The organism is Paenibacillus chartarius (assembly GCF_042432825.1).
Lineage (GTDB): Bacteria > Bacillota > Bacilli > Paenibacillales > NBRC-103111 > Gordoniibacillus > Gordoniibacillus chartarius.
In genome coordinates this window covers 1-12122 of record NZ_JBHLWN010000052.1, presented here as the reverse complement: position 1 = coordinate 12122, position 12122 = coordinate 1, and the positions used below count along the sequence as shown (strand labels likewise).

Annotated in this window: 10 protein-coding genes; all 10 read right to left on the bottom strand. The window is 43.5% G+C overall.

Annotated features, from left to right (window positions below; genetic code table 11):
- Positions 1-470: 470 nt before the first annotated feature.
- From ACFFK0_RS13780 to galU, 10 genes are read right to left on the bottom strand one after another with little or no spacing between them, the layout of a single operon-like run.
- Positions 471-1844: a sugar phosphate nucleotidyltransferase gene (locus tag ACFFK0_RS13780; protein ID WP_377470856.1), complete on the bottom strand. Its 1374-nt coding sequence runs from the start codon at positions 1842-1844 to the stop codon at positions 471-473.
- A 22-nt stretch (positions 1845-1866) separates the two neighbouring features.
- Positions 1867-2922, bottom strand: a complete 1056-nt coding sequence (locus tag ACFFK0_RS13775) for a glycosyltransferase (RefSeq protein ID WP_377470854.1) — start codon at positions 2920-2922, stop codon at positions 1867-1869.
- Positions 2923-2955: 33 nt separating this feature from the next.
- The gene (locus ACFFK0_RS13770) at positions 2956-4293 is read right to left on the bottom strand and encodes a UDP-glucose dehydrogenase family protein (RefSeq protein ID WP_377470852.1); all 1338 of its coding nucleotides are present in this window, start codon (positions 4291-4293) and stop codon (positions 2956-2958) included.
- 21 nt (positions 4294-4314) lie between these two features.
- Complete coding sequence (locus tag ACFFK0_RS13765) at positions 4315-5760, bottom strand: oligosaccharide flippase family protein (protein ID WP_377470850.1); 1446 nt, start codon at positions 5758-5760, stop codon at positions 4315-4317.
- Positions 5761-5794: 34 nt separating this feature from the next.
- Positions 5795-6760 carry an SDR family NAD(P)-dependent oxidoreductase gene (locus tag ACFFK0_RS13760; protein ID WP_377470847.1) on the bottom strand — a complete coding sequence of 322 codons (966 nt, stop codon included), beginning with the start codon at positions 6758-6760 and terminating at the stop codon, positions 5795-5797.
- A 1-nt stretch (position 6761) separates the two neighbouring features.
- Complete coding sequence (locus ACFFK0_RS13755) at positions 6762-7994, bottom strand: glycosyltransferase family 4 protein (protein ID WP_377470845.1); 1233 nt, start codon at positions 7992-7994, stop codon at positions 6762-6764.
- The gene (locus tag ACFFK0_RS13750; RefSeq protein WP_377470843.1) at positions 7991-9292 is read right to left on the bottom strand and encodes an O-antigen ligase family protein; all 1302 of its coding nucleotides are present in this window, start codon (positions 9290-9292) and stop codon (positions 7991-7993) included. The genes ACFFK0_RS13755 and ACFFK0_RS13750 overlap by 4 nt, the downstream gene beginning before the upstream one ends.
- Before the next feature lie 31 nt (positions 9293-9323).
- Positions 9324-10412, bottom strand: coding sequence for a glycosyltransferase family 4 protein (locus ACFFK0_RS13745; protein WP_377470841.1), 1089 nt, complete (start codon positions 10410-10412; stop codon positions 9324-9326).
- 31 nt (positions 10413-10443) lie between these two features.
- Positions 10444-11133 carry a sugar transferase gene (locus ACFFK0_RS13740; RefSeq protein ID WP_377470840.1) on the bottom strand — a complete coding sequence of 230 codons (690 nt, stop codon included), beginning with the start codon at positions 11131-11133 and terminating at the stop codon, positions 10444-10446.
- Positions 11134-11148: 15 nt separating this feature from the next.
- Complete coding sequence (gene galU / locus ACFFK0_RS13735; RefSeq protein ID WP_377470858.1) at positions 11149-12033, bottom strand: UTP--glucose-1-phosphate uridylyltransferase GalU; 885 nt, start codon at positions 12031-12033, stop codon at positions 11149-11151.
- Between the last annotated feature and the right edge of the window lie 89 nt (positions 12034-12122).

Below are 12122 nucleotides of genomic sequence, written 5' to 3'. Positions count from 1 at the left end.
ATCCGCTCCTGGATGATCGCCACCGCATTCTTATGCGCTTTCGAAATTCAGGATAATTTATAATGTGCAACACTTAGCCCACTCCTCCTAGTGACTAATTTGCTCTACTTTCAACCAAACCATTAATGGATACAGTGGTATATTTCGAATACAATGTTTCAAACTCGCGAAAGAAGGTTTCCTTTTAGTTGATCATTAGTTAAAAATTGCTATTATTGGCATGATTCTCACTGTCATTTAGACAAACATTGATACATTTTGTATCAGTGCAATCATTATTTAACTTGTAGTATGATATGCGGAAGATTAGATAATGCATTGAATCACGTAATTTATTAGATTTAGAAAAAATGTAGGCCCGTTACCGCCCATGCTTCCTTATAGTAAATTAGCATAGTAGTCTTATTGGTGAGCAGCAACGGTAATTACTAGGGGAGCATTATGAAGGTAAGAGGGGTAATTCGATTTATTTATCTTATTGCATAACTACTAATAATGTTCCAATCCAACTCCAGTCGGACAATATCTTCTTCTACAAGCTGCGATCCCGTCTGAACTTCTATGATCTCCAAATCGGTAATCGCCAGAATGCTGTGTCGAGCTCGAATAGGAATTTGCAGCACATCACCGGCTTGGATATGGAACAGCTTATCGTTAAGAATAAACTGACCTTCGCCGGAAATGACAGTCCATGCCTCACTGCGTTTGAAATGCATTTGGTAGCTTAAGTTCTTACCTGCATGAATACCGATACGTTTGGTCAGGATCTCCCGTCCGTCCCGCTTGATGTAGTCCAATACGCGATACCAGCCCCAGCGTCGCTCTTCATACATGGGACGCTGCTCCATATGCTTGAGAACATCTTTAACCTTCGGACTGCTTGTTTTGTCAGAGACCAGAATCCCATCGGGACTCGTTGCAATGATCAAGTCTCTACAACCGAGCACTGTAACCGGGATCTCCAGCTCGTTAACGAGATGTACATTCACGGAGTCCTCGCTTACAATGCCGTTTCCGATAATGGAAGTCTCGATTTCTTCCGTCAACGCATCCCATGTGCCCAAGTCTTTCCACGTTCCATCGAAAGGCAATACGACAATGCGTTCCGCTTTCTCTACAACTTCGTAATCGAAACTGATCTTCGGAAGCTTGTCATAGTTTTTCAACAGTTCTTCGTATTGAATCGGAAGTCCCTTATCAATTAAGATCTGAATAATATAATCCAGCTTGCAAGCGAACACGCCGCAATTCCAGAGGGCCCCAAGTTCGATCAAAGCTCGAGCTTTTTCCTGCTTTGGTTTTTCCTGAAACCGGGCCACCTTAGCGTAGTCCGTTCCTGCTTCTGTTTTATGTAACAGTGAAGGAACGATATAACCAAACTTTTCGGAAGCTTCTGTAGGCTTGACTCCCACTAGCGCTATATCGGCGTTTGTATCCCGGCAAACGTCCTCGAGCTCCTGAATTTTATTGAAAAAGCCTGCATCTACATAAGGATCGACCGGCAGTATACAAATAACTTCGTTCAATCCCGCTCCCGCTATGGAGTATAAATATGATGCGGCAAGTGCAATCGCCGGGAACGTATCACGACGCTCAGGCTCGATAATGACTGGGACATGTTCTCCAAGCTGGCTGTGAATGATGTCCGCTTGCCCTGTTCCAGTTGCAATATAAGCATGCTCGGCCAAGCCGCTGTCTTCTAATTGGCGCCAGACGCGCTGAACCATGGATTCCAGTTGTTGATTCGGATTTTTGAGCATCTTTAAGAATTGTTTGGATCTTGCTTCATTGGATAGGGGCCACAACCTCTTGCCCGAACCGCCTGAGAGAAGTATTAGCTTCATAGCCATCCCCTTTTACGGAAAACTATACATAACATTCCAATAGTTCTTTGTTCATTCGTTCCGCACTAAATTTTTCCTTATAAGCTTCATACCCATTTAAGCCCATCTCCGTTAGTTTGGACTTATCTAGCGTACGAAGTATTTCGATAAGCTGCTCGGGTTTGGATATATCGAAAATATACCCCGTCTTTCCATGTAAAACGATTTCCGGCAGTGCGCCGCGGTTGCTTGCGATCACTGCTTTTTTGTTCTTCATCGCTTCAACCGCTACGAGTCCGAAGCCTTCCCATCGGGATGGCATAATCAGCACGTCGCATTTAGCGTAATAAGAGTCCAGAAACTTGTTATCAATCCAGCCCAAATGAACAACATTGTCAGGGAATTTAACGTTTACATCCCCCAACACGCCGCCTCCAATAATATACAGTTGAATATTGGGGAACGTATTTCGGCTAAACACATCCAATAAAATATCTAAACCCTTCTGCTTATCGAATCGTCCTACAAACAGCATGTTAATTTTATCTTTGCTTGGAATTGCATCTAATTCCTGAATCTGTGCTTCTCCCGGTACGCCATTATAAACAACAACCGATTTGTCTGCGGGTATTTTGTATTCCAGCGATTGGTTGTATTCATATTGAGATATATTGATAATCACGTCTGTTTTCCGGGAGAGCACGCGCTCAACCCATGCATATATTTTTCTTTTCTTTTCAGATACATCCATCAAGAAAGACCATCCATGCGGACAATAAATGATCTTGACGTCCTTCTTTACCAAAAAATAAATCAATCTGGTAAATAACCCCGCATAAGTACTGTGAATATGAACGACATCCGGCTTGATTTCCTTTATCTTCCTAAAAATATGAAGTATCGCGGATAGAAAGTGCTTTGGATGCCTCTTATACGGGTACGTAAATATTTTTTCATCGGGAATGTCATACTTCTTTTGGCTGTTATAATCCGAAATTAAGACGTAAACGTCATGCTCTGGATGCTGATGTGCTACAACGCTGTTAATATACGTAGAAATTCCGCCATTCGCATATTCACTAATATGCAGAATTTTCATATGGACATATTCACGCTCCGCTTCCGCTCCGGATTACACAGCCGCATCGGAATAAATAGCCTGCGACACTTGGTTAATATTCGGGCGACCGACTGAGTAATAGTGGAAATTAGTCAGGGCGATCTTATCTTTGGTAAAAACATTCCTACCGTCGATCAGCACAGGTTGATTCATGATTTTTTCAATGTAAGCGAGATCCGCCTTTTTAAATTCGTCCCACTCCGTAAGAAGACAAAGCGCATCGCTGTCTGCTGCTGCAGAGGTCATCGCATCGCACCAAATCACGTTCTCGTAGTTTCCGCTTTTCCGGAAATTTTCCATGGCTACAGGGTCGTATGCTTTTACCGTACATCCCAAACGGGTCAGCTCACCGATGATCTCTATCGCTGGAGCATAGCGGACGTCGTCTGTATTAGGTTTGAAAGCTAATCCCCAGATCGCAATCGTCTTCCCGCTGAGGTCCCCCAAAGCTTCTTGAAGCTTCCTTATCACATTAAACCGCTGATCCTTGTTCACATTCACAACCGATTTCAGCAGTTTGAAGTCATACTCCACATTTCCGGCGATTTGAATAAGAGCATCCGTATCCTTCGGGAAGCAAGAACCTCCATATCCAATGCCGGCGCTCAGGAAGGCCGAACCGATCCTTCGATCGTAACCCATTCCTCTGGCGACTAAAGTTACGTCGGCGCCAACCTTCTCACATATATTAGCGATCTCATTAATGAATGAAATTTTCGTTGCAAGGAATGCATTGGATGCGTATTTGATCATCTCCGCGCTTCTCACATCAGTGATCAAAATATTATTCGCCAATTTGCTGTGCAGTTCTGTAAGCTTTTCCTTCACCGTTTCACTATCCGTACCGATAACGATTCGATCCGGATGGAACGTATCGCTGATCGCCGATCCTTCCCGCAGAAACTCCGGCACTGACGCCACATCGAACGGAAGTTCTGTCAACGATGCTATAATAGAACGAATATGTTCATTGGTACCTACAGGTACTGTACTCTTCGTCATAATAATTTTGTAGCCATTCATCGCTAGAGCAATTTCTCTTGCCGCTTGTTCGATATATTGAAGGTTTGCTTCACCGTTAGGCAAAGAAGGCGTTCCAACAGCTAGGATGATGATCTCCGCGTCTTGTACCGCTTCAGGTACATCATGTGTGAAAGACAATCTGCCGGCCGCTGCGTTCTTCACCATCAATTCCTGCAAACCGGGTTCATATATCGGAACTTCGCCGTTTCTTAGCTTCATCACTTTCTGAATATCCTTATCCACACAAGTAACCTTATGACCTAAATCCGCAAAGCAGACACCCGATACCAATCCGACATAACCCGTACCGATTACTGAAATATTCATATGGTTCCTCCCTATCTTGGATCACATTTGCAACCCTTTTGTTTTTCTAACTTTCAAATAATCAAGCAGCCTCCCTCGAACTCCTGCAACATTGAGCGCCCATACTCCAAGCAAGTAGACTAATATAGCTACCGTGATCTCAATACAAATTACGAGCGGACCTTGATATTGAAGGAATGGGAGTAAGGCAGCAATCATGAATAGTGAACATAAAATAATTTTCAAAATATCACCGTATGGGATAGGCAAATGAAAACATTTGCGCCCAAAAAACCAGCTAAGTACGACAGCTGCCGCTGTTGCAGCAATGGACGCATATGCCGAACCGGTAACCCCCCAAAGCGGTATGAATATTAAATTTAGAACGACATTCAAAATAGCGCCAACAATTACCGGAAAGATTTGAATCATCGTTTTATTGCCTAGCTGAAAGGCTTGGTCAAAATAAAATTGTTTCAACCCCATCAGAAAGTTTCCAACTATGAGCAACGGAAGCAGCACAGATACAGTGCCTGCAAACTGGCTGCCAAAAAACATTTTGGATATAGGCTCAGCTAGCAGGATTACTCCCATCGTGGCTGGTAAAGAAATTCCCAGAAGCAGTACAAGATTCATTCGCAGCTGCTTCTGAGCCTCATCCACACCTTCCGCTTCCAACTTCTTTACGACCAATGGAAATGCGCTTAGATTTACGATCATCATTATGGTAAATAAAGACTGATTGGCAAAATCCGAGGCAACAGCGTACACGCCTGTTGCTTCGGTTCCGGAAAGCCAGCCTAATAAAAATCTATCCGATAACTGCATGACAAAAGCCATAACAAAAGTTAACGTAAGGGGTAAGCCATAAGAAAGTAGCTGTTTCATAACAGCTTTATCCAGCTCTTTCGGCCTTATGCTTCCCCATTCCCTGACAGTCGGGCCAACCAGAATGATCAGCGTGCCTACAAGTAGGCCTGCAAGCAGCCCGATTTCGCCCCACCCCAGCCAAATAAACAGTAAACTGAACACAAGACACAAAAGGGTTCGACTGAAAGTAACAAGGCCAAAAGCTTTCGGCTTAAGCTGCGCCCTATAATCGGTTTGAACAAATTCGAACCAGGCTAGCAGCCATAAGTTTACTAAACCGACTAAGACATACATGAAGTACTGGTATTGTAACGATAGCAGAAACACGAATATTGCGATAATTGCCGTCAGGCAAGTCAAGCCAACGAATCCCGTTGCTAATGTACTTCTAAAAACTCGTCTATCAGCTTCCTCATGTGCCGTGGAGAACCGAAGAAGCCCCTGACGAAGCCACTGAAAAAACAAGGCGTTACATAAATTCACTCCGGCTAGAACAAGTGCATATTTCCCGTATTGGTCCGGTGTCAACATTCGTGTATATATCATGATGGACAAGAAACTGATCAATCCAGGAAGTCCCCGGGCTAAAAAATACATTAACGTGTGCTTAAAGAGCATACTTTCTCCTATCGCCGGATGACTTTACTGCCAATTAAACCAATTGCTTTGATTGCTCTTCGAGCCAAGCTGCAAATCGGCCAATACCTGTTTTGAAATCAGTTTCCGGATTGTAACCTAATAATCTGCGAGCCTTTTCGATATTAGCCCATGTTCTCGGTACATCGCCAACCTGAGGCGGCTTCCATTCAATTAATGCCTCCTTGCCAATCGCTTCTTCCAGGGTTTTCACAAGCTGCATCAGGCTGGTCGGCTGGTCATTTCCAAGATTAAATACTTCGTAGCTGTCAAGCTCGAAAGACAATGCGCCTCGAATACCCGACACAATATCAGCTACATAAGTGTAATCGCGGCTTGTCGTCCCATCGCCGAATAAGCTGATCGGTTCGTTATTTCTGATCTTCTTAGCGAAGCTGTGAATAGCCAAATCCGGTCGCTGTCTTGGTCCATATACCGTAAAGAAACGAAGCGCTACGATGGGCAGCTTGAAGCAATTGCTGTAGCTGTGACACAAGGCTTCGCCGGCTGCCTTCGTAGCTCCATACGGAGAAGCTATTTGCAAGGTTGGATCCGTTTCGCTAAACGGAACTTGGTCATTCAGACCATATACGGAGCTAGAAGATCCGAATACGAATTTCGAAACACCATACTTCACTGCAGCGTCAAGCAAATTCACAGTGCCAGTAATATTAACCTGTGTATAGTCATACGGGCTTTGCAAGGATGGCCGGACACCGGCTCTTGCCGCCAGATGAACAATCGCATCCGGTTGGATTTGAGCGATCAGCGCGTCCATTTCATCTCGATCCCGTATGTCGGCTTCGAACAGTGAATATCCAGAATGTAACAGATGTTCTTTTCTATTGTTTTCCTTAATGCTTCTATCATAGTACGGATCAAAATTATCAATGACTGCAACTTCAACCTGATCTGCCAGAAGCGAATCAATCAGGTGACTTCCGATAAAGCCTGCTCCACCGGTTACTAATACTTTTTTCATCTCAAACTCCTCCTACGGATTCCTGTAGCGTCTTCATTCTTGCGTAGTGTTCATATAAAGCGATGTACTCTTTGGCTGTAATGTTAATGTCATAAGTCTTTAGGAACGTCTCCAGATTACCCGTTAACCGCGTTAACTTCTCCGGATTACGTATCAAATCAACAAGTATTTCCAATAAATGATTCGGCTTCGCAGGATCGAAGATATAGCCGGTTACTCCGTCTTGAATGCTTTCCGGAATCCCCCCCCGATTCGAACCAATTACCGGCTTTCCATAAGAATAGGCCTCCAACGAAACTCTTGGCAGCGGCTCGTGCCAGAGCGAAGGAACAATCACGGCGTCGGCTTGCGGCAGCACGTCATGTGGCTTAACAAAACCTAGGAAAGTAATGTTAGACGGATATTCTCCCCGTTCTTTCTTCGCCGAGATTTGCGCGTCGTTAATATTACCCGCTAACAATAAGTCGGCTTCGGGTAAAGATTGAAACGCCTCGAGAAGCAAGTTAACACCTTTCGTCGCTTCGATTCGTCCCATATAAAGAAACTTCAATCTACGCTTGTCATCTCTGCCATCCGTTGAAGTTGGTTCAGGAGCAAGCTTCCTGAGCTCGGCTCCATTAAATATTCTGGAGGAAGATATGCCGCGGAAGTAGCCTTCTTGCTTATGCAGGTCTACAATGAATTGAGAGTTGCCTGTTAGGTGCTGCACAAGTCCTTTGTTCGAGTAAGACTTCTTGAAATCCGTGTACATAGAACAGGTCTTACATCTGCCGGAACAATTATCTTCTCCTGTAAACATGGTGCCCTTCACACACATCAGTGAATAGTCACGCAGTGTGTGGATGACGGGTATTGCTTGTTCCTTGGCACACAGCCACGGAACAATGGAAAAGCCCGTCAAATTATTCGTATGAATAATTTGCGGGCTTTCCGCAGCCAGAATTTCATTAAACTTATGCTTCATAAGTGGATTATAGATATCAATTGCATGCCAGATGCCTTTGGATAATGCGGGTTTGTTTCCTGATTCAATTCCCCAATACAAATTTCGAAACCGAAGGTAGTACACTTTGATTCCATTTACAATATCCGTGTAATCTTTTTGCTTCGTTGTGCTTACTACGACCGGTGTATGACCTTCGCTAGCTACTTTCTCTGCCAACAGTTGTACCGATTTCTCGGCTCCGCCAATCATATTAGGGTGGTAGAGAGTATTTACCAGCATGATCTTCATGTTAAGCTTGCCCTCCCCCGCTCTGACAGCGGTAAAGATTGAAATGGTTCAACTGAGTGGATCTTGTTCCCATCGCCGGACAACGAGCTTCGAAGCGATTGAGTCCGCTCCACTTCCTTTGCAAGAAACAACCCCAGGGCTAGAGAGAACCAGTAAGAGTAGTTCAGGTTATCTTGGACAAAATTCGAGACAAACAAGGCAAATGATATCGTTAATCCGATCAATACCGTCTTGTCTCTCGATGTCCTTCCTCTTAGCTTCCATAATATGATGGCATACAAACTCAGGTGAACCAGGGCGGCAAGCAGTCCCCCTTCGACTAAGAACGTAATAATCCCGTTCTCCGTTACGGTCGGTATTTGATATACCACATTACTGCGTGCAATCGAATATACCGTTATTCCTTCAACCGTCTCTCCGTAATTACCATAACCGATTCCCAACCACATATTTTCTTGGAATAGGCGTTTCGCATTTTCGATAATTTTTTCTCTTACTACAACTGTGTCTGCATAAACCAAACTATCGGATGTGACCTGCTGTTCTTTTCCAAGGATGTAATTAGTTACAATTCGAATTTGATCGGGAATATATTGTGGAAATACATTCAGCACCCCAATTGAGACAATAACAATCGATGCACAAATTGTCATCAGGCTCTTCCTAGATACTGGCTTCAGCATCCAGGCAATAACCAATAAGCTAATCGGAATACTTAATAGCAAAGTCTTGATTTGTAGAAAATAAAGTCCGGTAATACTGAAGAACATGAGAAGGAGCGCATCTCGAATCTTCCTGGAATAGCAAAGATTCCAGAACAAGATGGGTATGGCAAAATTGTACATAATATTGTAAGCTTGCTTATCTAACATTAACTGGTGCCTTATATTTAGCAGCCGACCATCCGTAGCAACAGTCATTGCTCCTATTGCAAATACCTCTATTGAAAGAATGACTGTTAAAATAATAACTGTGTTATATAGTTTGGATATACCTTCTTTAGTTAATTGATTAATCAGTACACCGATGACAAAGTAGAAAAAAGCGAACTTAATCATGGTGATATTCATACCATTTTTAAAACTGCCAATAAAAATCAAAAGTATACAGATATATATCAGCAGATAAAATAAAGGGTACGACTTAATTTTTTTATTCATTGCAAGTTGAATCAAATAGACGACAACAATTAATATGACAGGGACTAATGTCAACGATGAGCTATCTAATGGAACGACTTTATTTAACACCCCCGATAGCATGGAGGTGAGCAAACTTAAAATAATAAGTAAATTCAAGCTCGCTGCTCCTCACTTGTTTACTTGTAAACTAACTTACAACTTCTTGTAAGATCGAATACGTAAGACGAGTACATTTCTCCCAAGAATACATCCCCGCTCTTTGCAAACTCTTCTGAACCAGCCCGTCCCTTAACTGCCTGTCACTCATAAGTTTTTTTATGAGCTCACCAAGTAATGCGGGATCATTCGGATCGCAGTATATGACCGCATCTCCGCAAACCTCAGGCAACGAAGCCGTATTCGACACGATCACAGGGCATCCAAATGACATCGCCTCAATAGGAGGGATTCCAAATCCTTCATAGAAGGATGGAAACACAAAGCACGCCGCCCTCTCATAGAGCGCCTTTAACTCTTCGTCGCTCACATACCCCAGCTGAATGACATTGTCCGGTACCGAAAGCTCTGCATCGGCGAATACCTTTAAGTTGGTCCCGCCTGCTATAACAACGTCAAACTCGCGGGTATCCAGATTTTGGATTGCGGTCAATATCGCTTTGAAGTTTTTGTTAGGGTTGAGGCTGCTTACAGCGAGCAAGTATGGTTTCTCTCCAAATTGATGCTTTTGGAAGACGGATGAATCAGCCGGCAATTTGTGAAGATGCTCTTTGCCAAGATGGGTCACGTGAATCTTATCTCCGTGGATCTTACAATAACGCACCAATTCATCCTTTGAAAATTGTGACACAGTAATGATTCTCTTCGCGACTTTCCCCAGAATCGTAAACAGCACTTTATACCACAAACGGAACGCGGTTGAGAAAAAGTGCTTATTAACGAATACGGACGCATCATGGAGGGTAACGATTTGCGGAACTTTCAACAGCGGCCCCGTATTGCACAAATTCACCAACAAACCTCCGCCACAATGAAAGGGCAGCTCGAGCTGCTCCCAAAGATGCCCTCTCAAGCGGCCAACCTTTTTAAGCTTGATATGTTTTAGGGGCAGTTCGTATCGCAGCTCTTTTGGAGCAACCAGAGTAAAATGAAATGCATCTGGGTCAATTTCCCCATTATCAATGAAATCGTCAAGTTGTTTAACGACTTCAATGGCATATCTCTGAACGCCGGTCGTCCCCTGTGTAAGAAATCTTCCGTTAATATAAATCTTGTTCATAGAAATGCTCCTCATTTTTCAAGCTATCCTGCTAAAAAGCATCTTTTGAGCCGAGCAGCACCTTCACTGTTTTAAAAATAATTTGGATATCAAACCACACGCTGCGTTTTTTAATATACTCCAGATCAAGTTCCACCATTTCAGCAAACCCTACGCTATTCCTGCCGCTTACCTGCCAGAGCCCCGTACATCCCGGTGTTACAAGCAGCCTTTGCATATCGTATGCAGTATACTCCGCCACCTCACGTGGCAGCGGAGGTCTCGGTCCAACTAGGGACATATCTCCCTTAAGGACATTAAATAACTGAGGCAATTCGTCAATACTTGTTTTTCGAATGATTTTCCCCACTTTCGTTATACGGGGGTCATCTTTCATTTTAAACATGGCACCGCTGACTTCATTGAGGGCAAGAAGTTCCTGCAATTTTTCCTCAGCATTGGTCACCATAGAGCGGAACTTATACATTTTAAATTCCTTTCCATTCTTACCGACCCGCGTTTGGCTGAACAAGATCGGCCCTTTCGGATCCTCAAGCTTAATTAATATGCTGACAATTACGAATACCGGAATTAGCAGAATGATTCCGATCAGAACTAACACAATGTCAATGAATCGCTTTACGGCCAAATAGCCTGCGCGTTCGTCGGCAGTATGCTCTGTGAGTGGTCTTGGATTGTATTGGTTTGCTTCGACAGCAGCCTTTAACTCAGGCACACTCATTTCAGCATCCCCCTATCAAATGTTAATACGTTGACGATCCAAGATATTCTCCAATGCTTTCAACAAGGGAACCTGCAGATCTCGATTCATGAGCGCATAATCGAGTGTCGTCAAAATAAATCCAAGTTTTTCTCCTACATCATACCGTGTTCCTTCGAAATCGTACGCATATACGTCTTCAACTTCGTTCAGCTTCTGGATCGCATCAGTCAATTGAATCTCACCGCCGGCACCCAGCTCCTGCTTTTCCAGAAATTCAAAAATCTTTGGAGATAAGATGTATCGGCCCATTATCGCCAAATTGGATGGCGCAAACATTTTTTGAGGTTTCTCAACAAATCCGCGTACTTGGTACAGTCTGCCGTGTCTCTCACTAGGATCAATAATTCCATATCGGTTAACCTCGTCTTCAGCCACCTCTTGGATACCGATAACCGAACTGTTAGTCGATTCAAACTGCTGGATGAGCTGAAGCAAACATGGAGTTTCCGCTTTAACAATATCGTCTCCCAATAAGACCGCAAAGGGCTCGTTTCCGATAAACTTCCTTGCGCACCAAACGGCATGCCCTAATCCTTTCGGTTCCTTTTGCCGTATATAATGGATGTCGACCATTTTCGATGAGCGCTGAACTTCTTCCAATAATTCAAGTTTTTTCTTTTCCAGCAGCTTTTGCTCCAGCTCAAATGCATTGTCGAAATGGTCTTCAATCGCTCGTTTGCCCTTGCCGGTTACAATAATGATATCTTCAATACCCGATTCTACAGCTTCTTCGACAATGTACTGAATCGTAGGTTTATCTACAATTGGAAGCATTTCTTTCGGCATTGCTTTCGTCGCTGGCAAAAATCTTGTACCAAGACCGGCTGCTGGGATAATAGCTTTACGAACTTTTCTCATCATACTCCACTCCTTAGATTTTTCTATTTGAGCATTTTGCATAATTCCGTTTTTGAAAATTAGGTGGCAGAATCCAGGGCCTAGTAGAA